Source organism: Tabrizicola sp. T74, from assembly GCF_057219935.1.
The window spans coordinates 394,651-417,915 of record NZ_JBXVVT010000005.1; the positions used below are offsets into that span (position 1 = coordinate 394,651).

The 23,265-nt window shown below is 66.1% G+C and carries 24 protein-coding genes; 10 read left to right on the forward strand and 14 right to left on the reverse strand.

Translation table 11 applies throughout. The features are described 5' to 3' along the window. Positions 1-166 precede the first annotated feature (166 nt). Positions 167-1,843, reverse strand: coding sequence for a Y-family DNA polymerase (locus tag AC2EAL_RS16820; protein ID WP_484725381.1), 1,677 nt, complete (start codon positions 1,841-1,843; stop codon positions 167-169). 165 nt (positions 1,844-2,008) lie between these two features. Between AC2EAL_RS16820 and AC2EAL_RS16825 the strand changes: the two genes are divergently transcribed. Next, positions 2,009-2,449, forward strand: a complete 441-nt coding sequence (locus AC2EAL_RS16825) for a cytochrome c (RefSeq protein ID WP_484725382.1) — start codon at positions 2,009-2,011, stop codon at positions 2,447-2,449. Positions 2,450-2,516: 67 nt separating this feature from the next. Here AC2EAL_RS16825 and AC2EAL_RS16830 read toward each other — a convergent pair whose 3' ends face one another. After that, on the reverse strand, positions 2,517-2,768 hold the full coding sequence (locus AC2EAL_RS16830) for an I78 family peptidase inhibitor (RefSeq protein ID WP_484725383.1): 252 nt from the start codon (positions 2,766-2,768) through the stop codon (positions 2,517-2,519). After that, positions 2,761-3,042 carry an I78 family peptidase inhibitor gene (locus AC2EAL_RS16835; RefSeq protein ID WP_484725384.1) on the reverse strand — a complete coding sequence of 94 codons (282 nt, stop codon included), beginning with the start codon at positions 3,040-3,042 and terminating at the stop codon, positions 2,761-2,763. The genes AC2EAL_RS16830 and AC2EAL_RS16835 overlap by 8 nt, the downstream gene beginning before the upstream one ends. A 94-nt stretch (positions 3,043-3,136) precedes the next feature. Here AC2EAL_RS16835 and AC2EAL_RS16840 point away from each other — a divergent pair, with 94 nt between their 5' ends. Together AC2EAL_RS16840 and ybaK are read left to right on the forward strand one after the other, a co-directional pair. Next, positions 3,137-4,273, forward strand: coding sequence for an S-(hydroxymethyl)glutathione dehydrogenase/class III alcohol dehydrogenase (locus AC2EAL_RS16840; protein WP_484725385.1), 1,137 nt, complete (start codon positions 3,137-3,139; stop codon positions 4,271-4,273). A 94-nt stretch (positions 4,274-4,367) separates the two neighbouring features. Beyond that, positions 4,368-4,838: a Cys-tRNA(Pro) deacylase gene (ybaK, locus tag AC2EAL_RS16845; RefSeq protein WP_484725386.1), complete on the forward strand. Its 471-nt coding sequence runs from the start codon at positions 4,368-4,370 to the stop codon at positions 4,836-4,838. 6 nt (positions 4,839-4,844) lie between these two features. On the opposite strand, the gene AC2EAL_RS16850 is transcribed toward ybaK, so the two are convergent. Next, positions 4,845-5,831 carry an acyltransferase family protein gene (locus tag AC2EAL_RS16850; RefSeq protein ID WP_484725387.1) on the reverse strand — a complete coding sequence of 329 codons (987 nt, stop codon included), beginning with the start codon at positions 5,829-5,831 and terminating at the stop codon, positions 4,845-4,847. Positions 5,832-5,950: 119 nt separating this feature from the next. Between AC2EAL_RS16850 and AC2EAL_RS16855 the strand changes: the two genes are divergently transcribed. After that, positions 5,951-6,682 (forward strand): NYN domain-containing protein, encoded by a 732-nt coding sequence (locus tag AC2EAL_RS16855; protein WP_484725388.1) that lies wholly within the window; start codon positions 5,951-5,953, stop codon positions 6,680-6,682. A gap of 10 nt (positions 6,683-6,692) precedes the next feature. On the opposite strand, the gene AC2EAL_RS16860 is transcribed toward AC2EAL_RS16855, so the two are convergent. Further along, complete coding sequence (locus AC2EAL_RS16860; RefSeq protein ID WP_484725389.1) at positions 6,693-7,553, reverse strand: LysR substrate-binding domain-containing protein; 861 nt, start codon at positions 7,551-7,553, stop codon at positions 6,693-6,695. Positions 7,554-7,648: 95 nt separating this feature from the next. Between AC2EAL_RS16860 and AC2EAL_RS16865 the strand changes: the two genes are divergently transcribed. Continuing rightward, on the forward strand, positions 7,649-7,840 hold the full coding sequence (locus AC2EAL_RS16865; protein ID WP_484725390.1) for a hypothetical protein: 192 nt from the start codon (positions 7,649-7,651) through the stop codon (positions 7,838-7,840). Between the two features lie 114 nt (positions 7,841-7,954). On the opposite strand, the gene AC2EAL_RS16870 is transcribed toward AC2EAL_RS16865, so the two are convergent. After that, positions 7,955-8,437, reverse strand: a complete 483-nt coding sequence (locus AC2EAL_RS16870) for a RidA family protein (protein WP_484725391.1) — start codon at positions 8,435-8,437, stop codon at positions 7,955-7,957. A 135-nt stretch (positions 8,438-8,572) separates the two neighbouring features. On the opposite strand from AC2EAL_RS16870, the gene AC2EAL_RS16875 reads away from it, so the two are divergent. Next, positions 8,573-9,610 (forward strand): LLM class flavin-dependent oxidoreductase, encoded by a 1,038-nt coding sequence (locus AC2EAL_RS16875; RefSeq protein ID WP_484725392.1) that lies wholly within the window; start codon positions 8,573-8,575, stop codon positions 9,608-9,610. 30 nt (positions 9,611-9,640) lie between these two features. Here the strand turns inward: AC2EAL_RS16875 and trhO are convergent, their stop codons facing one another. Further along, positions 9,641-10,552, reverse strand: a complete 912-nt coding sequence (gene trhO / locus AC2EAL_RS16880) for an oxygen-dependent tRNA uridine(34) hydroxylase TrhO (RefSeq protein ID WP_484725393.1) — start codon at positions 10,550-10,552, stop codon at positions 9,641-9,643. 99 nt (positions 10,553-10,651) lie between these two features. Between trhO and pncA the strand changes: the two genes are divergently transcribed. Beyond that, positions 10,652-11,260: a bifunctional nicotinamidase/pyrazinamidase gene (gene pncA, locus AC2EAL_RS16885; protein ID WP_484725394.1), complete on the forward strand. Its 609-nt coding sequence runs from the start codon at positions 10,652-10,654 to the stop codon at positions 11,258-11,260. After that, on the forward strand, positions 11,261-12,553 hold the full coding sequence (gene pncB, locus AC2EAL_RS16890) for a nicotinate phosphoribosyltransferase (RefSeq protein WP_484725395.1): 1,293 nt from the start codon (positions 11,261-11,263) through the stop codon (positions 12,551-12,553). 39 nt (positions 12,554-12,592) lie between these two features. Here pncB and AC2EAL_RS16895 read toward each other — a convergent pair whose 3' ends face one another. From AC2EAL_RS16895 to AC2EAL_RS16920, 6 genes are all read right to left on the reverse strand, one after another. Continuing rightward, positions 12,593-13,519: a phosphotransferase enzyme family protein gene (locus AC2EAL_RS16895; protein WP_484725396.1), complete on the reverse strand. Its 927-nt coding sequence runs from the start codon at positions 13,517-13,519 to the stop codon at positions 12,593-12,595. Beyond that, entirely contained in the window at positions 13,516-13,938 is a 423-nt protein-coding gene (arfB, locus tag AC2EAL_RS16900; protein WP_484725397.1) for an alternative ribosome rescue aminoacyl-tRNA hydrolase ArfB, read from the reverse strand. The genes AC2EAL_RS16895 and arfB overlap by 4 nt, the downstream gene beginning before the upstream one ends. A 260-nt stretch (positions 13,939-14,198) precedes the next feature. Next, positions 14,199-14,819, reverse strand: coding sequence for a queuosine precursor transporter (locus AC2EAL_RS16905; RefSeq protein WP_484725398.1), 621 nt, complete (start codon positions 14,817-14,819; stop codon positions 14,199-14,201). Positions 14,820-14,903: 84 nt separating this feature from the next. Next, positions 14,904-15,800, reverse strand: a complete 897-nt coding sequence (gene mepA / locus AC2EAL_RS16910; RefSeq protein ID WP_484725399.1) for a penicillin-insensitive murein endopeptidase — start codon at positions 15,798-15,800, stop codon at positions 14,904-14,906. Next, complete coding sequence (locus AC2EAL_RS16915) at positions 15,797-17,167, reverse strand: MFS transporter (protein ID WP_484725400.1); 1,371 nt, start codon at positions 17,165-17,167, stop codon at positions 15,797-15,799. Before AC2EAL_RS16915 ends, mepA begins: the two co-directional genes overlap by 4 nt. A 136-nt stretch (positions 17,168-17,303) precedes the next feature. After that, the gene (locus tag AC2EAL_RS16920) at positions 17,304-17,849 is read right to left on the reverse strand and encodes a thioesterase family protein (protein ID WP_484725401.1); all 546 of its coding nucleotides are present in this window, start codon (positions 17,847-17,849) and stop codon (positions 17,304-17,306) included. A gap of 125 nt (positions 17,850-17,974) precedes the next feature. On the opposite strand from AC2EAL_RS16920, the gene AC2EAL_RS16925 reads away from it, so the two are divergent. Beyond that, positions 17,975-18,262 carry a YggT family protein gene (locus tag AC2EAL_RS16925; RefSeq protein ID WP_484725402.1) on the forward strand — a complete coding sequence of 96 codons (288 nt, stop codon included), beginning with the start codon at positions 17,975-17,977 and terminating at the stop codon, positions 18,260-18,262. An 18-nt stretch (positions 18,263-18,280) separates the two neighbouring features. Beyond that, positions 18,281-20,326, forward strand: a complete 2,046-nt coding sequence (gene recQ / locus AC2EAL_RS16930) for a DNA helicase RecQ (protein WP_484725403.1) — start codon at positions 18,281-18,283, stop codon at positions 20,324-20,326. A 265-nt stretch (positions 20,327-20,591) separates the two neighbouring features. On the opposite strand, the gene AC2EAL_RS16935 is transcribed toward recQ, so the two are convergent. Then, positions 20,592-23,126 carry a hybrid sensor histidine kinase/response regulator gene (locus tag AC2EAL_RS16935; RefSeq protein ID WP_484725404.1) on the reverse strand — a complete coding sequence of 845 codons (2,535 nt, stop codon included), beginning with the start codon at positions 23,124-23,126 and terminating at the stop codon, positions 20,592-20,594. Between the last annotated feature and the right edge of the window lie 139 nt (positions 23,127-23,265).

Sequence of the window (23,265 nt, forward strand, 5' to 3'; positions counted from 1 at the left end):
AATGATGGTTTCCATGGATATCGTGGCCCCGCAAGCACGAGTTTTCGGCGAAAACTCGGAAGGGACAAACCCTCTGCGAAGGTTTGCAACCCTGCGATTTTTCGTGAGACAAAATCGTTCACGTGTCTGACTTTTCGCAGAAAAGTCGTGCCCCTCGCGCAAGGGTTCAGGAAAACACCCCCTCGCAGTACCACTGGTCGGTCACCGCCCCCCCGCGCCCGTAGAAGAGCCACAGCCGTTCGCCCCCGTCCGTTTCGACCCGCCAGTAATCACGGGTGCCGCCGCGCCAGTCGGGGTCCTCGAACCACCATTCCGGCTGCAGCCGTTCCGGCCCCGCCGCCATCCGCAAGCGGAACTCGCGCCGGCGCCAGCGGAACCGGGCGGGCAGGTCCGGCGTCTCGGGCGCGTCCACCGGCTCGGGGCGGAACATGACCAGCGGCCGGGGCGACGGCGGCGCGGGCCAGGGGCCGTCATGCGGCTGGCTCCAGGCGGCCATCAGGACCTTGGCGGATTTCGCCGGCACATGGCTGTCGGCCGGGTGTAGGCGCAACACCGCCTCGGTCCCCAGCCTTGCGCCAAGGCGGCCGATCAGGTCCTCCAGCGCCTGGGCCGAGCCTGTCGGGGGCCGCCCGCGATTGGCCAGCGCATGGGCCGTCACCTCGATCTGCCCGCGATGCTGGACGGCGCTGACGGCTTCGGTGGCCAGCGCCTCCAGCCGCAGGCAGTCGATCCCGAAACCGGCGTCGATCTGGTCAAGCTTGAGGTGCAGAAGCGGGCGGATACGGTCGGGGCTGTCACTGGCGCGGGCCAGGCCCACCTCGACCGATGCCACCCCGCCATCGGCCCGGAAGCCCTGGAAGAGAACGCGCCGCACGCCCCGGCCCTTGGCCTTGAGCTTGTCGCAGAAGGGCGGCAGCAGACGGTCCAGCGCCGCCTCGACATCAGACCGCAACCCGATCGGATCGGGCAGCGTCAGCCGCACGGCGAAATGCATCGGCGGGCGGGCGGGGCTGACCGGTTCCGGCTCCAGCCCCAGGGCCTGGTCCAGGCGGCGCAGGGTATCCGCGCCAAAGCGGCGGGCCAGCGCCGCGCGGGGGATTCCGCTGATCTCGCCGATCCGGCGCAGACCCAGGCGGGTCAGCCGGTCGACCACATCCCCCGGCAGGCGCAGCGCGGCCAACGGCAGGTCGGCCAAGGCCTCGTAGAGCCGCCCGGGCGGGGCGATCACCGCTGCCTCGGCCCCCCGGGCCGCCACCACGCGGGGCGGGCCACCGCCGCGTTCCCAGCCCCGGCGCTTGGCCGCGCGCGACCGGGTCGCCCGCGCCTCCTGGTCGATGGCATCGCCGGATCGCAGGGGCGTCAACCCGGCCCGCGCATAGCGCGCGAGCGCCCAGGCCGCGCCGGGCGTGTCGGCAATCGCCGCGCGCACGGTCAGCCCCAGCCCCTCGCAATCCTCGGCCACCCGGGCCAGCACGCCTTCTTCGCCGCCATGCAGATGAGCCGAGCCGGTCAGGTCGATCATCAGCCCAGCCGGGGGTTCCTCGGCCACCCAGGGCGAAAAGCGCCCGGCCCAGCGGCGCAGGGTCATGAGGAACTGCGCCTCGCCCGGCGGGTCAGCGGGGACGGTCAGAAGGGCGGGGCAGATCGCGGTCGCATCGCGCAGGGGCTGGCCCAGCGCCAGACCGGCCGCCTCGGCCTCGACCGACAGCGACACCAGCACCTGCGCGCCGTTGCGGTCGCCCACCACGGCCAGCGGCATCGGCACCGCATCCGCGCGGCGCCGGGCAACCCGGTCTGCGGCCAGCCGGGGAAACCACAGCGACAGGATGCGACGACCCGCCATGCGCGACTCTCATGTTCACTTTACGTTCTCGTCTTGCCATCCCCACGCGCACCTGTCGAGTCTTCCCGTACCGCAGATGACAAGTGCGTGAGGGCACAATTGTCCGGCTTCCGCGACGGAATGTCGCGCCTATAGTGGCCCGGAAACCAGCGAGGGAGCCAGTAAATGAAGTTTGTCAAAGCCGTAATGATCGGCGCTGTTGTGATTGCCGGCGCCGCCTATGCCAAGGGCGACCGCACCGACCCGAACGCCAAGGCGCGGTCGGACCTGATGCGCGACATCGGCAAGAACATCGGCGTCCTGGGCGACATGGCAGGCGGAAAGGCCGCCTATGACGCCGCCGCCGCCGAAGCGGCAAAGGCCGCGCTGATCGCTGACGCCGCCGCCATCGAAGCCGCCTTCAAGGACCAGGGCGGGGCTGACCCGGCTTCGGAAGCCAAGCCCGAAATCTGGACGAACTGGGACGAGTTCCTGGCTGATGCCAAGGCCATGGGTGACGCCGCTGCCGCAATGGACGTCGCCTCGGTCGAAACGATCGGTGCCGGGATGGGTGCACTTGGCGGTGCCTGCAAGGACTGCCACACCGATTTCCGCATCATGAACTGATCCCGCGCCACGGCGCAGCAGGATCAAACCAACAGAAAAGGCCCCGGTCATCCGCCGGGGCCTTTTCCTATCCGCACCAGACCCCGCTGATCCGGCCGGACTGCTCGATGTCGATGTTCAGTCGGTCCGGACGGTAATCCTCGGTCACCGGTGTGCCGGGATAGATCAGCCGGGTGCCGGCCGGCAGCGTCATCGCTGCCAGCACGTCATCGTCCGTCCCGACCAGACCCTGCATCCCGGCCGCGCCGCAGGCGTCCTGCTCGGGTCCCGCGACGCAGCCGGCCAACGCCAGGACCAGAAACAGCCCCAGCCTAACCACAGACGACCCGCTCGATCACGTCGCGGCGGTCCAGCCAGAAGTTCAGCCGGTAGGGGCTATAGTCCATCGTCACCGCCATGCCGTACTGGATAACCCGCACGTCCTGGGAAAAGCGCATCCCGTCCAGGACAACGCCCGGCCGTCCCACTAGATACTGCAGGTCGTCGGCGCCGCAGCTTGACAGGTTGTCGTCCGGCGGCATCGGCACCGGCTCCATCACGCACGCCGACAGCAGCAGGGGGGCGCAGAGCAGCAGGGGAAATGCATGTTTCATGGTCGCGTCCTCATGGGTCGGGATAGAATCCCGCATTGCTTTACGCCCCAGATTGGCACAGGTTCCGGGAAAACCTTAAGGGAGGGAATTCCATATGCGCACCCGTGCCGCCGTTGCCGTCGCCGCAGGCAAGCCATTGCAGGTCATGGAGGTCAACCTTGACGACCCCAAAGAGGGCGAGGTCCTGATCGAGATCAAGGCCACCGGCATCTGCCACACCGACGAATTCACCCTGTCGGGCGCCGATCCCGAAGGCATCTTCCCCTCGATCCTGGGGCATGAGGGCGCGGGCGTCGTGGTGAAGTGCGGCCCCGGGGTCAAGTCCTTGAAACCGGGCGACCATGTCATCCCGCTTTACACCCCGGAATGCCGGGAATGCCCGTCCTGCCTTAGCCGCAAGACCAACCTCTGCACCGCGATCCGCGCGACGCAGGGTCAGGGCCTGATGCCTGATGGCACCACGCGCTTCTCGATGCTGGATGGCACGCCGATCTACCACTACATGGGCTGCTCGACCTTTGCCCAGCACACCGTGATGCCGGAGATCGCGCTGGCCAAGGTCCGCGACGACGCGCCCTTTGACAAGATCTGCTACATCGGCTGCGGCGTCACCACCGGCATCGGCGCGGTCCTGAACACCGCCAAGGTGGAACAGGATGCCACCGCCGTGGTCTTCGGCCTGGGCGGCATCGGGCTGAACGTGATCCAGGGCCTCAAGATGGCGGGCGCGCGGATGATCATCGGCGTCGACATCAACGACGACAAGAAGGAATGGGGCGAACGCTTCGGCATGACCCATTTCGTCAACCCGAAGAAATTGGCCGAGGGCACCTCGGTCGTGCAAACCATCGTCGACATGACCAAGACCCCCTTCGACAAGATCGGCGGGGCGGACTACAGCTTCGACTGCACCGGCAACGTCAAGGTGATGCGCGACGCGCTGGAATGCACCCATCGCGGCTGGGGCCAGTCGATCATCATCGGCGTCGCCCCGGCAGGCGCCACCATCGAGACGCGGCCCTTTCAGCTGGTCACCGGGCGGGTTTGGAAAGGCACCGCCTTCGGTGGCGCGCGGGGCCGCACCGACGTGCCGAAGATCGTCGACTGGTACATGGACGGCAAGATCGAGATTGACCCGATGATCACCCACATCCTGCCGCTGGACCGCATCAACGAAGGCTTCGACCTGATGCACGCAGGCAAGTCGATCCGGGCGGTGGTGGTGTACTGAACCAGATCGCTCGTCGAACACTTCGTGCACTCCTCGCCTGACTCCTGCGAGGAGGACACGAAGTGAACGATGAGGGTGTCGCCGGAACCTGGCCATGTCGTCCACCCCCGCTCTCCGCGCCCTTGCCGCCCTTGGGATCGAGGTCACGCTCCACCCCTACCCCTACGACCCCAAGGCCGAGGCGACGGGATTGCAGGCCGCGCAGGCGCTGGGGATCGACCCAGCCGTGATGCTCAAGACCCTGATGGTCGAGGTCGACGGCAAGCCCGCCTGCTGCGTGATACCCTCGGACCGGCAGCTGTCGATGAAGCGCGTCGCGGCGGCCTTTGGCGGCAAGTCGGCGGCGATGATGCCAGTGCCCAAGGCGGAAAAGCTGACCGGCTACCACGTCGGCGGCATCTCTCCTTTCGGGCAAAAGCGCGCCGTGCCGACCGCTTTGGAAGCCAACGCCTGCACCGCCGACCGGGTCTGGATCAACGCCGGCCAGCGCGGGTTGCTTCTGTCGCTACCGCCTGCCGACGCCCTCCGCGCCCTTGCGGCAAAGGCCCTGCCGCTGATCGCCTGACCGCCCTCAGCGCCCCTTGGTCCAGGTACGATAGGGCCGTTCCACCCAGACCGTGCCAGCCACCGACACCGCAATCGACAGCGCCCCAAGTCCAAGCATCGCTGCCAGCGAGCCATAGGGCTCGATCCCGGCCATCCGCAGGAGCGTGCCCGCGATGGAAAAGACCAGGAGGTGGACAAGATAAAGAAGATACGACGCCTCGCCCCAGACCAGCGTCCACTGCGGCACCCGCCAGTTCCCGACCGCGAGCCCATAGACCAGCAAGGCCGAGGGCAGGCCCGCCACCCATTCCCGGCCCCAATCGGCTGGTACGATCCCTGCCACCACCGCAGCCAGCCCCAGACTGCCGACAATTACCGCCGGAACCGCCCCCCTCCGCCAGCCTGCCGTATGGGCCAGCGCGATCAGCCCGCCAAAAAGGAACTCGATCACCCCAGAGTACAGGATCAGCCCCATCCAGTCGGGCAGGCTGTACGGCGCAAGCAGCAAGAGTTGCGTGACCAGCGCCCAGACGACCAGCGCAATGACCGCTCCACGTGCCCCAAAGCGGAAGAAGGTGGCCGCGAACAGCAGGTAGAACATTCCCTCGACCGTGAGGGTCCAGGCCACGGCCATTACCTGATCCGGCAGCGGCAGAAGCAGGCCCGAAATCACGATCCGCGTGGCCGTGGGCCATTCCGACCAGTCCCCGCGCAGCACCGCCAGCGCGGCCATCGCCAAGAGCGTCAGCGCCAGTACCGCCCAGTAAGGCGGCACGATCCGCCAGAAGCGCTGGCGCAGAAACCAGCCCGCTCCCCGGTCCTGCCGCCCCTGCACGGCATGAAAGATCACGAAGCCCGACAGGACGAAGAAGACGTCAACACCGAACTCGCCGCCCTTGAACCACGCGAGGATCCCCGGGTCATGGCCTTCGAACACTGCCGCGGCCTGCAGATGGAACAGGACAACCAGCGTCGCGGCCACCCCGCGCAACATCTGCAATCCACCGATCATCCGCCCGCCCCACACTGACCGCCGCGATGTTGCCCGGCACCCGCGACAAGTCAACCGACCGATTGCGCTTTCCTTGCGGCCCCGGCTCGGCGACAAAGGGGCAACCCGCAGGAGCCCCCATGCCCGACAGCCGCACCCCGCGCCTCGCCGTCCTGATCGACGCCGACAACATCCCCGCCCGCCACATCGAGGCGGTGCTGGACGAAATCGCCGGGCTGGGTGAGCCGTCGGTCCGCCGCGTCTATGGCGACTGGTCCTCCTCGGCCCTGACACAATGGAAGGAAAAGGCCCGCAGCCTGGGCCTCGTCATGCACCAGCAATCCGCCAACACCAAGGGCAAGAATGCCAGCGACATCGGCCTGGTGATCGACGCGATGGACATCCTGCACGCGGGCAAGGTGGACGGCTTCGTGCTGGTGTCGTCGGACAGCGACTTCACCCGCCTCGCCTCGCGCATCCGCGAAGACGGGTTGCAGGTCATCGGCGTGGGCGAAAAGAAGACGCCGGAATCCTTGCGGAACGTCTGCAACCGCTTTCTCTTCCTGGAAAACCTCGCCGCCACGCCGGAAGCCGCCGATGCCCCCACCCCGGCAAAGCCCGCCCCCGCAAAGGCCGAAAAGGACCCGCCGTCCAAGGCCATCCCCCTGGTGCTGGCCGCGATGAAGAAGATCGGGATCGAGGAGGACACCTACTCCCTCGGCCAGCTCGGCCAGGTCCTGACCCAGCTTTATCCCGACTTCGACAGCCGCAGCTACGGCAGCGCGCGCCTGTCCGACCTTCTGAAACGCACCGGCCGCTTCGATGTGCAAAAGGGCGAAGGCAACCACCTGGTCGTCCGCGACAAGGCCTAAGTCGGATCGCCTAGAAGATCGACGCCAGCCACTCGGCAAAGACCTCGACCGCCTGGCGCCTCGGCCCGCGCGGCATGACCGCGACGTAATCCACGACCGGCAAGCCGTGCACCGGCAGAACCACCAGCCGCCCCGCCGCAAGATCGGCCCGGCAGATGATCTCGGTTGCCAGCATCGCGCCCAGACCCTGCCGCGCTGCCGACATCTCCAGATGGGGGCTGCCGAACTGCACCTTGCGCAGGGCGTCCGGGTCGATGCCGGCTTTCCGCAACTGCTCCCGGTCCCAGGCCGTGCCCGGACCGTCCAGCCAGGGGATCTCAAGCGGATCGCGTCCCGCCAATGCCGGCGCGCAGGTGGCAAGCAACGGCGTCTGGACCAGCCGCCGGACCTCCAGCCCTTCCGGTTCGACCCAGCCCGGCTCCAGCACCCGGATCGCCATGTCAAAGCCCTCGCGCCCCAGATCGACCGAGGCCGGACCCGGCGTCATCGCCACTTCGATCCCGGGATGCTTGGCCCAGAATTCGGCCAGGCGTGGCAGCATGTGGGTTTCGGCGATGAAGGTCGTCGTCGCGACCCGCAGGACCCGCCGCGCCTCGGCCTGGCGCAACTCGGCAAGCCCTCCCGCGATCGTCCCGAACCCCTCGTTCAGGCTGCGCGCCAGCCGTTCCCCGGCTTCGGTCAGCCCAACCGTCCGGCCCGCACGGCGCACAAGGGACACGCCCAACTCTGCCTCAAGCGCCCGCACTGCCTGGGTCACCGCGGCATGCGTCACGTTCAGGGCCCGCCCCGCGCCGGTGAAGCCACCATGCCGCGCGGTCGCGTCAAAGGCCCGCAGCAGAGACAAGGACGGAAGATCACGCCAGCGCAACATGTAATCTGAGCTTACGTTCCATGGATTTTCCTGATTCGAATTGTTCCACGTTTCATGGCACTTTTGAAGCATGATCCGCAGACGGGACGTAAGCCATGCACGGCGTCAACCTCGACCTCCTCCGCGCCGCCACCCGGCGCGATGACCCGCATGCCCACCACCGGGCCGAGCATCTGGAAACCCTGCGCCTCACGCGTCGTCAGCGCTGGCTCGCCCGCCTCGCCCGCCTCCGCGCCATTTTCGCCCACCGGCCCGCACCGGCGGTGCAAACCGAACCGACCCCCTGATTTGCCCATGTTGCAAATACTCCGGGGTCCGGGGCAGCGCCCCGGGGGCAGTCACCGGGCGCACCAGTCAGACAGGCGCTCGCGACGAGAAGGCGCAGCCGCAACGAGGAGCCGTCACTCCACCTCGACCGTGACCCAGGTCTCGAAACAGACCCCATTTGCCAGCGCCATCACCCCGATCGTCGCGCGACCGCCCAGGCCCCGCTCGGGCCCGAACACCTCGACGAACAAGTCGGACAGGCCAGATGACACCTTGTGCACCTCCTCGAACTCGGGCGTGCAGACGACGAAGTTCAGGCTGCGGACGATCCCCTTCACCCGGTCGAGCGACCCCACCGCCTGCCGGATGCCCCCCAGAACGTTCAGCCCCGTCCGCCGTGCGGCCTGATAGCCCGCTTCGACGCTGACATCCGCGCCAAGCCGCCCCTTGTGCGTGACCTCTGCCCCCACCTGCGCCACATGGCCGGACAGGAACAACAGGCTCCCCACCCGGTGATAGGGCTTCATCGTCCCGTAGTCCGCGCCGTAATAGCCGTCTCGGTCAAAGTCGGGGATATCCAGCCCCATCTGAATGGCAAGCTTTTCGGGTGAGGTCATGGCGGTCTCCTTGATTCGCGGGTCAAAGGTAACGTGCCAGTCCGCGAGGGGTGCAGGCCTGAACTGCGGCTCTCTCGAAATCCGCATTCCATAATGGCGGGCCAACCCCTACCTTGGCCGCAAAGGAGCATACGCATGACCGCCATTTCCCTTGGCCTCGACACTTTCGGCGATGTCACCCACGGCCCGGACGGGAAGCCGCAACCGATGGACGTCACCTTGCGCGAAGTGCTGGACCAGGCCACGCTTGCCGACGAGATCGGCATTGATTTCATCGGCCTCGGCGAACACCACCGCGCCGATTTCGCGATCTCTGCGCCGGAAATCGTGTTGGCTGCCATCGCCGGGCGGACCCATCGCATCAAGCTTGGCACTGCCGTCACGGTCCTGTCGACCGACGACCCCGTCCGCGTCTTCCAGCGGTTTTCGACGCTCAACGCGCTGTCCAACGGTCGGGCCGAGCCGATCCTGGGCCGCGGGTCCTTCACCGAAAGCTACCCGCTGTTCGGCCACGACCTGCAGGACTATGACCAGCTCTTCGAGGAACGTCTGGAAATCTTTGCGAAACTCCTGCGCGAACCCCGCATCACATGGGTAGGCCAGACCCGCAGTCCGCTGACCAACCAGACCGTCTACCCGCCGCTCGGTCAGCCGATGACCACCTGGGTCGGCGTCGGCGGCAGCCCCGAAAGCGTCGTCCGCGTCGTCCGCCAGGACCTGCGGCTGATGCTGGCCATCATCGGCGGCGACGCCAGCCGCTTTGCCCCTTACGTCGATCTCTACCAACGCGCCTGTGCGCAACTTGGGAAACCCCTGCGCCCCATCGGGGTCCACTCCCCCGGCTTCGTCGCGGAGACGGACGAGATCGCCCAGGAAAAGCTCTGGCCGCACTACGCCGACATGTTCGGCCGCATCGGGCGCGAACGTGGATGGCCCCCGGTGACCAAGGATCGCTACCTGAACGAAGTCCACCATGGAGCGCTCTATGTTGGCAGCCCGGAGACGGTGGCTCGAAAGATCGCAAGGACGGTGAAGACCCTGGGCATCCAGCGCTTCGACATGAAGTATTCGACCGGCCCCGTGCCGCATGCCGACCTGATGGAGTGCATCCGGCTTTACGGCGAAAAGGTCATTCCGATGGTGCAGGACATGCTGGCCGACAAAGCCGCATAACGGCAACGTAGGGTGGGCGACTCGCCCACCTTACTCTGGGGAAAACCCCAGATGTTGTGTCCCGCGTTTGGCCGCAAGCAGCATCTGGCGATGACGCTCCCGAAACCGCTCTCGGTCGGCAGCGGAATACTCGTCCGTGCAGGCTGGGCAAGAGACGCCCTCCTCGTAGACCGGGTCCGCCTGCTCCTCTGCCGTCACCGGTCTTCGGCAGGCCCCGCAAGATACCAGCCCGCCGGGCACCAGCCCATGCCCGACCGAAACCCGGTCGTCGAAGACGAAGCACTGGCCCTGCCAAAGGCTCTCCGGCTCGGGCACTTCTTCCAGGTACTTCAGGATCCCGCCCTTCAGGTGGAAGACCTGATTAACCCCTTGTCCCAGAAGGTAATTCGTCGACTTCTCGCAGCGGATTCCGCCGGTGCAGAACATGGCGATCCGCTTGCCAGCGAAGCGGTCGCGGTTCTCTTGCCACCAGTCCGGAAACTCGCCGAAGGCCTTCGTCCCGGGGTCCACCGCGCCCCGGAAAGTGCCAATGGCGACCTCGTAATCGTTCCGCGTGTCGATCACCACGGTGTCGGGGTCCGAAATCAGCGCATTCCAGTCGCGGGCTGCGACGTAGTTCCCGACGCGGGCCAGGGGGTCCACATCCGGCTGCCCCATGGTCACGATCTCGCGCTTCAGCTTCACCTTCATGCGCCCGAAAGGCATGGCCTCCGCGAAGCTTTCCTTCCATTCCAGCCCGTCACACCCCGGCAGCGCCCGGATCGCCGCCAGAGCCGCATCGATCCCCTCGCGCGTGCCTGCGATGGTGCCGTTGATCCCCTCGGGCGCCAGCAGCAGCGAGCCCTTCACGCCATGGGCCACGCAGGTCTCCAGAAGCCCCGGCTTCAGGGCGGCGGGGTCGGGAAAGCGGGTAAAGTGATACAGGGCCGCAACGGTCAGCATGGCCTTCCTTTGCGCCGATGGGGTCGGAATTTCAAGCGCTTCGCTTGACGCACCCCGGGCCCGCCCTTACGCAAGGAGGATCACCACGAGGAGGCCGCCATGAGACCCGCAACCGACGCGCTGATCGTGATCGACGTGCAGAACGACTTCTGCCCCGGCGGTGCGCTGGCCGTGGCAGGGGGTGATGAAGTTATCGAGCGGATCAACGGGTTGATGGGTGACTTCGTGACGGTCGTCCTGACGCAGGACTGGCATCCGGCGAACCATGCCTCGTTTGCGGCCAACCACCCCGGCGCAGCGCCTTTCAGCCTGACCACGAGGTCATACGGCCCGCAGGTCCTGTGGCCCACGCATTGCGTGCAGGGCACCAAGGGGGCGGAGTTCCACGCGGACCTTCGGACCGATCCCGCACAACTGGTTGTCCGCAAAGGCTTTCGCGCCGGGATCGACAGCTACTCGGCCTTCTTCGAGAACGACCAGACCACGCCCACCGGGTTGGAAGGCTATCTTAGGAACCGCGGGGTGACCTCGGTGACACTCGTCGGTCTCGCCACCGACTACTGCGTCGCCTATTCCGCTCTGGATGCCGCGCGACTTGGGTTCAAGGCCACCGTGCTGGAAGGCGCGTGCCGGGCGATCGACCTGAACAGCAGCCTGGCCGAGGCGCGGGACAAGATGCGCGCGGCGGGCGTCGCGCTGGAGGCGTAAATGGTGGATATCGCGACCAGGGTCTGGAACCACAAATGGAAGATCGACCCGATCGTGCGGTCGCTGATCGACACTGACTTCTACAAGCTTTTGATGTGCCAGTCGATTTTCCGGAACAAGCCGGACACGACGGTTGTGTTCAGCCTTATCAACCGCTCCACCAAGGTCCGCCTTGCCGACCTGATTGATGAGGGAGAGCTTCGCGAACAGCTGGATCATGTGCGGTCGCTCAGCCTCAGCCGCGGCGAAAGCACCTGGCTGCGCGGGAACACCTTCTACGGCAAGCGCCAGATGTTCCGATCCGACTTCATGGAGTGGTTCGAGGGCCTGCGCCTACCGGCCTACCACCTGGAAAAGCGTGACGGGCAGTTCGAGCTGACCTTCGAGGGTCGCTGGCCCGAGGTCATGCTATGGGAGATTCCGGCGCTGGCCGTGCTGATGGAGCTGCGCAGCCGCGCCGTCCTGAACGACATGGGCAAGTTCGAGCTGCAGGTGTTGTACGCCCGCGCCATGACCCGCCTTTGGGAAAAGATCGAACGGCTGCGCCAGATCGATGGCCTGCGGATCGCCGATTTCGGCACCCGGCGGCGCCACGGGTTCCTCTGGCAGGACTGGGCAGTGCAGGCGATGCAGGAGGGGCTAGGGTCCAAGTTCATCGGCACCTCGAACTGCCTGATCGCAAAGAACCGCGACGTCGAGGCCATCGGGACCAATGCGCATGAATTGCCGATGGTTTACAGTGCCTTGGCGGACACGGATGCCGAGCTTCGCAAAGCCCCCTACACGGTTCTGGCCGACTGGCAGGAAGAGCATGAAGGTAACCTGCGCATCATCCTGCCCGATACCTATGGGACGGAAGGTTTCCTGAAGAATGCCCCCGACTGGCTGGCGGGCTGGACCGGTATCCGCATTGACTCCGGCGATCCGGCCACGGGGGCGGAGACGGCGATCCGCTGGTGGCAGGAGCGCGGCGAGGACCCGACGAAGAAGCTGGTGATCTTCTCAGATGGCCTCGACGTCGAGAAGATCGAAGAGCTGTACACCCGGTTCCAGGGTAGGGTGAAGGTCTCGTTCGGCTGGGGCACGATGCTGACGAACGACTTCCGCGGCCTGGTCGGCGATGACGCGCTGGCGCCGTTCAGCCTGGTCTGCAAGGCACTGTCCGCAAACGGGCGGCCGACGGTCAAGCTGTCGGACAACCCGGCCAAGGCGATGGGGCCGAAAGACGAAATCGAACGCTACAAGCGCGTCTTCGGGGTCGGTCAGCAGAAGGTGATGGAGGTCGTCGTTTGACAGATCGTCCCGCCCTTGTTCCCTAGCGGTCGTTCGATTTCACCGTCTCGCGGTTCGGCCTGATCTACCCAGCACCTCATCGGCCAGGGTCGTTGCGCGGGCAAGGTGGCTTTGATGCACGGGATCGTCGGGTTGCAGGCGCGGCATGGTCCAGCCGACGGAGGACAGTGACCGGGCCAGGGTGAAAGCCTTGACCATGTCTTCGTCGGCCGTGCCATAACCCGCCATCAGGGCCGCGCGGATCTGCGGCTGTTCGGGGTGGGCATAGGTCTGCACCAGGGCGGTCCCCAGGTCGTGCAGGCGGAAGCCAAAGCCGGAATCGTCGAAGTCGATCAGGCAAACCGAACGACCGTTCACCAACACGTTCTCGCGCAGGACATCGGCATGGATCAGGCCGATTTCACCTGCCAGCCGCTCGCGCAGCGCGTCACGCGAGCGGATCAGCATGGCGCGCTGGTCGGGGGTGGCCACGGGATGCTCCCAGAACCGGCCCCAGAGCGGATTGTCCCCGACCAGACCGTCCAGGTCCCAGCGCGGGCGGGTAAAGCCGTCGGGCAGGGTCAGGACGTCCGTCGTGCGGTGCACGCGGGCCAGAAGGCGCCCAAGCGCATGGTAGGCATCCAGCACCTGCGGCAACGGCAGGGCAAAGGGCTTGGCGGCCTCACCCAGCGCCTCACCCTCCATCCAGGCGATGGCCGAGGCGTGGCGGCCGTCCGGCAAGGCCGCCAGAAGATCGCCGTCTCGCGTCGGCAGGGCCGCGGGCACCGGCAGGCCCGCCCGGGCCAGTTCGGCGCACCACCAAAGCTCTGACCGGATCGCGGCGGCCGACTGGTAGCCCGCGCGATGCAGGCGCAGGGCGGCGCGACCCTGCGGGGTGGTCATTTCCAGGACATGGTTCTCGCGGTCGCGCAAGAGGCGCACGACCTGCCCGTCCCACAGCGCGGCGGCCTGATCGGCTGGGGTCATTCCTCGTCGCTCACGCGGCCGCGCAGCGCCTTGACCTCGCCCCGCTGGGTCTTGGCGGCAACCCGACGGCGCTGGCTGCCAAGCGTGGGCTTCGTCGCGATCCGCCGCTTCGGCGCGACTAGGGCCGCGCGGATCAGTTCCACCAGCCGTTCCCGCGCGATGTCGCGGTTGCGGGCCTGGCTGCGGGTTTCATCGACCTGCAGAACGATGGCCCCTTCCGTCGTCCAGCGCCGCCCGGCGAGTTTCTTCAACCGCGCCTTCACTCCGGGGGCCAGATGCGGGGACCGCTCGGCCTCGAACCGCAGCTCGACCGCGGTCGAGACCTTGTTGACGTTCTGCCCCCCAGGACCCGATGCCCGCATGAAGCTTTCGGACAATTCCCATTCGGCGATGGTCAGGGTTTCGGTGACATGCAGCATTTCGGCAGGCTATGCGACGGTTCGAAATAGAGAAAGGGCTGCCTTGTTCGGGCAACCCTTTCCGAGATCCAAGGAGATGGGCCAGTTAGGGCATCCAAATCCAATCGGTGGTCTATTTTCCAGGGGCTGCCCTTAGAAAATACTCCTCCCGACTGTCCCGACACCTCTCTCCAATATCACTCTAGACACTGGATCACCTCCTTTCAAAATGGTTGCCGATAAGGAAAGCGTGACACAGATTTTGTGTTTGTCAAAACAAATCACGCAACCTTTGCGCCGAGCTTCGCAACTGCCAATCGAAACGGCAACAATGCCACCAGAGCCAGCAGAAGCTTTACCAGCCAGTCACCAACCGCCAGCGAGACCCAGAACGGGGCCTCGGGTCCCATGCCCAAAAGGGCGGCAGGCGCGGTGGCCCAGGAGACGTCGTTTGCCGGTTCCAGCGCGGTCAGGGCCGCCGAAAAGGCCACGGTAAAGAAGATCGCCGTGTCCAGTGTCGAGGAGAACAGCGTCGACACCAGCGGCGCCTTCCACCAGCTGCCCTGCCGCAGACGGTTGAAGACCGCGATGTCCAGAAGCTGGGCGCAAAGGAACGCAAGGCCCGAGCCCAGCGCGATGCGGAACGTCACCAGGGGGCCGAACTCTCCCATGATCTGCGTTCCGATGAAGGAACAGACGATCCCGACGGCAAAGCCGGCCAGCACGACCTGGCGGGCAGCGGCTGGGCCCTGCAGGCGGTTGGTCAGGTCGGTCACCAGGAAGGCAAAGGGATAGGTCAGCGCCCCCCAGGTCAGGAAGGCACCCAGCGGGTATTGGACAAGGATGTTCGAGGCGACGACAATCGCCGTCATGGCGAGAACGCCAGGGATCAGGCTGCGCATGGGTCATATCCGTTTTGACAAGGTCGCGGAGACTTGGCCCCGTCACCCGGGGCAAGGGGGGCGTATACCTGCCCCCGTCTCCTGTCAATCCGCCGCAAGCACGCCTTTGCACTGCTTCGGCAGGTCGGCCATCGTGAATTCGCGCGGGCCCTTCTTTCGCGGTGCGTCCTCGTCCTTGGGCTTCTTGCCGTCGGATTTCGGCGGATCGAGGTAATCGGTCACCCACCACATCAGCGTCTCGTCGCAGCCATCGCCGCCCTTCGACAGCTCGTCCACCGAAGGTGTCTGCGTCTCGCACAGCCGCGCGCCTTGGGGGCATTTCAGTCGGACGTGGAAATGCGTGTCATGACCCGCAACGGGGCGGATCTTCTGCAGCCATTTCCGGTCAGCGCGCTTGGCGGTCTTGCACATCTCGATCTTGACCGCTGCCGCGACGAAAATGCGATCCACGCGGGGGTCACTGGCCGCCGCCTTCAGAAGCTCACGGTGCGTGCGGGTCCAGTTTTCAGTGACTGATCGCTGGTCGGCGGACCGGACGGGGATCGAGCTGATCTCCTCCCGCTCTGCCTCGGACAGGTTCAGGCTGCGGGGCGGCAGCATCCAGATGTCCGCGTCGAGGCCGATCTGGTGGCTGGCATGCCCGGATGTCATCGGCCCGCCACGCGGCTGGCTGATGTCGCCGATATAGAGCCCCCGGCCAAAGCCGATGTCCCGCGCTGTGGCCGAGAGGTCCATCAGGAACTGTACCATCTCGGGCTGGCCGAAGTTGCGGTTGCGCGACAGACGCATGGCCTGCCAGGTCGGGCCGGTTTCCGGCAGTTCGACGAGCCCCGCCCCGCAACCGCGCGCATAGCTGCCGATGGGCATCGAGTCCTGGTTCGACGGGGCCGCCATCGCGCCGAAGAGCTTGTTGGCAAGCTTTTCGGCCTGGGCGGGTGCGGCCAGTAGCAAGGACAGACACAGCGCGCGGATCACGGTCATGCGGGCAACTCGCCTTTGGGTTTGACGAAGGTTAGCAGAACCAGCCCGATCAGGAACAACACAACCAGAGGAGCAATGCCGATCCGCTGCGATCCGCTGATTGTCGTCACCAGCGCGATCAGGGCCGGGGACATGAAGCTTGCCACCTTGCCGGACAGGGCGAAGAGCCCGAACGCCTCGGTCGCGCGGTCAGGGGTGGTGTGGCGCGCCATCATCGTGCGGCTGGCCGCCTGCAGCGCGCCCCCCGCCGCTCCAATCAGCGCCCCGCAGGCAAAGAAGATCTGGTCAGGAAGCCCCGAGGCCGGGTCCATCCCGATGCCCCACACGCTTTCGCGGCTCATCCCGACAATGATAAGGCAGACGAAGATCAGGACGACGATCGAGACCATGATGACCGGCTTCGGCCCGAAGGCCCGGTCGGCCCGCCCGCCGATGAAGGCCGCAACCATGGCCGTCACAGCGCCGACGATGCCGAAGATGCCGATCTGGATGATCGACCATCCCAGGACACCCGAGGCATAGACCCCGCCAAAGCCATAAAGCGCGTTCAGCGCGTCACGGTAGAACAGCGACGAGGCAAGATAGGCGGACAGGCTTTTCCGAAAGCGCAAGGACCGGATCAGGTCACGCAGACTGGCGAAGGCTCGTCCAAGGTGCAGCGGGCGGCGGTCGGTGTGCGGTTCCTTCACCCACAGGAAGAACGGGATCATGAAGACTGCAAACCAGATCGCAGTGAAGGGACCGACAAGGCGCGTCCCCTCGCGCGCTTCGGGATCAAGCCCGAACAAGGGCGGCGTGCCCAGCAGCGTCAGTCCGCTGTCGGCCCCTTCGGCAAAGAACAGCAGCATGATGATCAGCGCCAGAAGGCCGCCAAGGTAGCCAAAGGCAAAGCCCGAGCCGGAAATCGCCCCAAGATCGTCGGCCTGCGTCAGCGACGGCATCAGCGCGTTGGTGAAGATCGTGGCGAATTCCATCCCGATGAAACCGATTCCGAACAGGCAGACCGCCCAGAACAGCATCCCCTCGGTCCCCCCGGGTGCAACCCACCAGAGCCCGAAGGACCCAACGACGTAGAAGAGCGAAAACACCCAGACCCAGACCAGGCGCCTTCCGGTGCCATCGGCAATCGCCCCAAGGATCGGGGCAAGGACGGCGATGGTAAAGGACGCTACGGCCAGCCCCCAGCCCCAATAGGCCTGCGCGGCGGCCTTGGCGGCCTCTTCGTCAAGGCCGGTGCCCATGTAGTAGCCACGGGCGATCTCGGCAAAGTAGGGGCCGAAGATGAAGGTCAGAAGCAGCGTGTTGTAGGGCTGGCTTGCCCAGTCGAAAAAGTACCAGCCCCAGATGCGTTTCTTCGCGCTGACCATGCCTGCCCCCTGTTTTTTCGGCAAGTGAACCCGGAAACGCGGCGCGGCGCAAGGGAAGGCTCTTCGCGTGCCTTCGGCACTCATCGCCCGTCATGGTCTTGTGCGAGGAGAAGTCGAAGACGAACGACGAGCGATGTCAGCGTTGCGGCGGCCAAGGGCGCACGGCCTCGGCGGCGATCCAGGCCTTGACCCAGTCGGGCAGCGCGGGGCTTTCGGGCGCGGCCCCCAGCGCCACCGCCAATTCCGAGGGCGGCACGATCCCGGTCCGCGCGCCGTTCGTGCTGCCCACGATGGCCGACCGGATCAGGACCTGCGAGGCGCAGTCCTCGCCCGTCCACATCGACTGCTCGGTGTAAAGGAACCGCTCGTCCCAGCCCAGGCACCGGCTGTAGGTCGTCAGGCGTGAGAACATCGTCACCCGCCGCCGGTAGCGCACCGAGGACCCCGCCACCGTCATTCCCCAGCCTTTCGCCTTGAGCACCCGGTGCAGACCCGTCCGCGCCCCCAGGGGCAACCGGCCCAGGTCGTACAGCGTCAGCGTACGCCCGTTGTTCAGCTCCACCCAGGGGTCAAGGTCCCAGGGCCAGCAGCGGTGGTGGCTGACATGGGTGTCAAATAGCCCAAGGGGCGGCATGCGGCTGGCGCGTGCCATCTCCTTGAACATGCGCAGGAAGGGGTACATCGGCTAACTCCGGTTCGGTGCCCTGCCTTGCGTGGAATTAATCTAAGGTCAAGCTTGACGCTGCGTGGGGATTGCCCTTTCGGCCCCCGGTCGCTACCTCTGACCAAATCCTGACGGAGGGCCCGATGAACTCGATCTACGAGATCCTGATGCTGATCCTCGGCATCGCCAAGTTCCTCGTGTTTGCGCATTTCATCATGAGCTGGCTGATCAGCTTCCAGGTGCTGAACATCCGCCAGCCCTTCGTCCAGCAGGTCTGGTACGGGCTGAGCCGCCTTTTGGAGCCGCTCTATGGCCCGATCCGCCGCATCCTGCCCACAATGGGAGGGCTTGATCTGGCGCCGCTGGTGGTGCTGATCGCGATCTATGCCCTTGAGATCATCCTGCGGAACAACATCGCGTACCTCGCCTGACGCTCGGGGGAACTTCGCGTGAACCGCGCGGCCGAGCTTCTGCATTCCGTCTTCGGCTTCCCCGATTTCCGCCCGGGCCAGGCCGAGATCGTTCAATCGGTGCTGGAGGGTCGCAACACTCTGGCGATCATGCCGACAGGCGGCGGGAAATCCCTGTGCTTCCAGCTGCCTGCCCTCTGCCGCGACGGGGTGACGGTGGTCATCTCGCCGCTCATCGCGCTGATGCGCGACCAGGTCCGCGCCTTGCGGGCGGCGGGGGTCGAGGCGGGGGCGCTGACCTCGGGCAACACCGAGGAGGAGACCGAGGAGGTCTTCCAGGCAGTCGATGACGGGCGGCTCAAGCTTCTCTACATGGCGCCGGAACGGCTCGCCTCGGGTGGGGCGCTGGCGCTGCTGCGGCGGGCGAAGTGCAGCCTGATCGCGGTGGACGAGGCGCATTGCGTGTCGCAGTGGGGGCACGACTTCCGCCCGGACTACCTGCGGATCGGCGAGCTGCGCCGGTCCTTGCGGGTGCCGCTGGCGGCCTTCACTGCCACGGCGGACGAGGAGACGCGGGCCGAGATCGTCACCCGGCTCTTCGACGGCGAGGCCCCGGTCACCTTTCTGCGCGGGTTCGACCGGCCGAACATCCATCTGGCCTTCGCGGTCAAGGACAAGCCGAGAGAACAGATCCTGCGCTTTGCCGGGGCGCGGCGGGGGCAATCCGGGATCGTCTACTGCGCGACCAGGGCCAAGACCGAGACGCTCGCCCAGGCCCTGCGCGAGGCGCGGCACGGGGCGGTGGCCTATCACGGGGGCATGGAGGCCGAGGAACGCCGCCAGGTCGAGACCCGCTTTCAGCGCGAGGACGGGCTGATCGTGGTGGCGACCATCGCTTTCGGGATGGGGATCGACAAGCCGGACATCCGCTGGGTGGCGCATGCCGACCTGCCGAAGTCGATCGAGGGCTACTATCAGGAAATCGGCCGCGCGGGGCGGGACGGCTCGCCCGCCGAGACGATGACACTGTACGGACCCGACGACATCCGCCTGCGACGGTCACAGATCGACGAAGGGGCAGCCCCGCCTGACCGGAAGGCGGCAGATCATGCGCGGCTGAATGCTCTCCTCGGGTTGGCCGAGGCCTTGGGCTGTCGGCGGCAGGTCTTGCTGGGCTATTTCGGCGAGGCGGCGGAGCCTTGCGGGAACTGCGACCTCTGCGACCGGCCGGCGCAGCTTTTCGACGCGACCGAGGCGGTGCGGAAGGCCCTGTCCGCGATCCTGCGGACGGGGGAGTGGTTCGGGGCGGGGCATCTGATCGATATCCTGACCGGCACCGCGACCGAAAAGGTCCGGGAGAAGGGCCATGACCAGCTGCCCACTTTCGCAGTGGGCCGCGACCTGTCGAAACCCGCCTGGGGCGCGGTCTTCCGCCAGATGATGGGCCGCGACCTTGTCCGCCCCGACCCCGACCGCCACGGCGCGCTGCGAATGACGGATGCGGCGCGGCCTGTGCTGCGGGGGGAGGCCTCGGTGACCCTGCGGCGGGATACGGTCGTGGCGGCGGGAGAGCGGGAGCCGGTGGTGCGGGCCCAGGTGGCGGAGGAGGATGCGGGTCTCCTGGCCCTCTTGAAGGCGAAACGGCGGGCGCTGGCCGAGGCGCAGAATGTGCCGGCCTATGTGGTCTTCCCGGACAAGACGCTGATCGAGATGGCGGAGCGGAAGCCCGCGACGCTGGACAAGATGGCAGGGATCACCGGAGTGGGGGCGAAGAAGCTGGAAAGCTACGGGTCGGCCTTCCTGGAGGTCATCACCGGCGCGGCTGAGGGGTTGCATCCGGCGCGGATGAAGCTGGTCGGGCGGCCCGAGGGGGCGCTGTTCGACCGGCTGGCGGAGGTCCAGCTTCAGCTGGCACGGGGCGAAGACGGGACGGGGAAGTACCTGACCTGCACCCATTCCACCCTGCGGGCCATCGCCGAGCGGCGACCTTCGACCCTGGGTCAGCTGCAGGCCATCCAGGGGATGGGAGAGCTGAAGGTGGAGCGGTTCGGCGAGGCTTTCCTGGCGGTCCTGCGGGACGAGTGAGAATTCTGTCCACGGTGGACAAACTGTAGAAATAAAATTAGATCAAATACTTAAGTTTTTTCGTTAAGGATTTGGCAAGGACCTCCTAAGTGGTGTCGACTGCCTGCACAGGTCAGGCCAGGTGCCCTGCCCGCGCCAGACACAGTACCCTTTGATCGACGGCCACGCCCCGCGAACGCGGAACCCGACGCCGGCCAGCGGCCCGGCGGTCCCATGGTCGGAGGACCGCCGGTGATTGCGCCGCGCTGCACCGGGGCATTGCTGGTCACGCCGCGTTGACGGCCTGTGCGGCAACCGGCGAACGGGCGCCGGGGGGGCAGAATTCGCAGAGCGCGCCTTCGATGGCGGTCTTGGGCAGGGGTTTCGTGAGGTACCGGTCGATGCCCGCCGCCAGGATCGCCTCTTCATCGCCCTGCATCGCATGCGCCGTCATCGCCACGATCGGAACCTGCGATCCCAGCGCGCGGATCGTGCGGGCGGCTTCCTTGCCGTCCATTTCCGGCATCGAGATGTCCATGAAGATCAGGTCGGGCTTGAAGTCCTGGAACATCTCGACCGCGATGCGCCCGTTGTCGGCAAAGCGCAGGTCGATGTCCATGTCGCGCACCATCTTCTGGAAGACGAGCTGGTTCGTCTTGTTGTCCTCGGCCGCAAGGACCCGCATCTGGCGCAGGTCGGCTGCAGCAACCGGCGCTGCTTCGGGCGTTGGGGTCGCATCGGGAACGGACAGCGCCTGCAGATGCCGGTACAGGTCCGACCGCAGGATCGGCTTTTGCAGCACGGCAACGAAATCCTGGGTCAGGTTGCCAAGGCCGGTGGGGTTCGAAGTCAGAAGCATGACCGGCAGCGTGTGGCCCGCGACACGGATGTTGTCGAGAAGCTGCAGCCCGTCCATTTCCGGCATCAGATGGTCGGTCAGCACGACATCGTAGTTCGGGTCCTGGGCCAGCTTTTCCAGCACTTCGGCACCGGACCGGCAGACCGTCACCTCGATCCCGCAGGGCGTCAGCTGGCGTTCCAGGATGGTGCGGTTGATGAATTGGTCATCCACCGCGATGACACGCCTGACCTTGACCGGAATCTGGACCGGACCGGACTCTTCCGCCACCGGCAGCGTCACGCGGAAACCGAAGCAGGAACCATGGCCCGCCTCGCTGTCGACCCAGACCGCACCGCCCATGTGTTCGATGAGCCGCCGGGTGATGGCAAGGCCAAGGCCGGTACCCTTGAACTTGCGGTTCTGCTCATCCTCGACCTGGTTGAACTCGCCGAAGATGTGATCGAGATACTCTGGCGCGATGCCGATGCCGGTGTCTTCGACCGTCACATGCAGGGTCTGGTTGCCGTCGGCCGCATCGAGGCCGACCACGCGGGTCAGGACATGGCCGGTTTCGGTGAATTTCACCGCATTGCCGATCAGGTTGGTCAGCACCTGGCGCAGACGGCCCGGGTCGCCGACAAAGCGGGTGGGCAGGAACATGTCGAAGTCGATCATCAGATCGAGCCCCTTTTCCCGCGCGCTGGGCTGCAGAAGCATCGTGACTTCGTGGATCGTGCGTTCCAGGTCGAAAGGCTCGGGGCGCAGGGTCAGCCGTTCCGCCTCGATCTTCGAATAGTCGAGGATGTCGTTGATGATGACCAGAAGCGCCTCACCGGACGAACGGATGGTTTCGGCAAACAGGCGCTGTTCCTCATTCAGCGCGGTTTCACACAGAAGCTCGGCCATGCCGACGACGCCGTTCATCGGCGTGCGGATTTCGTGGGACATGTTGGCCAGGAACGCCGACTTGGCGCGGCTTGCGGCCTCGGCCGCCTTGCGGGCGGCTTCAAGCTGGTCCTGCTGATCGCGGATCGCGGTGATGTCGGTCCGCAGGCCGACCCGGCCGCCATCCGGGGTCACGTGATCGGATTCAAGGATCACCCGGCCGTTCGCAAGCACATTCTCGGCCACGCTGTCGGCCGCGCGGAACCGGGCCAGCCGGTCGGAAAGCCAGTCTTCCTCACGCCCGACGGCCTCGGGGACATGGCCGTTCTTCAGGCCGTTGCGCAAGAGGTCCTCGAAGCTGGCGCCCGGCTGGATCAGCGGGGCGCTGTCGGGAAACATTTCGCGGTAGCGCTTGTTGCAGGTCAAGAGACGTTCCTCCCGGTCGAAAAGGACAAAGGCATCGGGCAGCACATCGATGGCGGCCCAGATGCGCATCTGATCGGTGATGTCGATGGCCAGCGTCACCAGGCCACCATCGTTGGCGCGGCGGTCCTGGAGCTTGATCCAGGTGCCGGTCTTCAGCTTGAGCGTGACAGGCTCGATCGGGTCGGATTCGATCCGCGCGCGCATGCGCGCGGTGAAATCCTCAGCCGTCTCTTCGCCGAGGTCGAGAATGTTGCGGGCCATGTAGTCGACCATGTCGGCATAGGCGATGCCGGGGGCCACCGGATGGCCGACGAACCAGGCCAGGCAGGCCTCATTCGCGGTGGCAAGCTTCAGCTGCGGGTCGAAGACCGCAAACCCGTCGCGGATCGTGTTGATCGCGTCCCAAAGCCTGCGTTCCGCCATCACCGCCGCCGTATGGGCGCGGTCGAGGTCTTCGACAAAGCGGGTGTTCTGGTGCTTGAGGAGTTCGGCTTCGGTCAGCGCGGACTTCACCACCATGCGCTGTTCGACGATCTGGTCGGACAGCGCACGGGCATGGATCGCCAGCTTTTCGTTGGCGGCAAAAAGCTCACGGCTTTTCTGGTCAAGCAGGCGTTCGGCCGCAAGCCGCGCCCGCCGTTCCCTGACCAGCCGTTCGGTTAAGTCCATTCTATCCCAGCCGACACTTCTTGCCCGATCCGATGCCGGGGGGACCCGCACATCCGGTTTTCGCGACTAGCCTCGCAACTCAAGATGAACCAAGGCTTAACGCCGACGCAGTTCGCCCGCTTGCCTGTGCCGGGCGGGC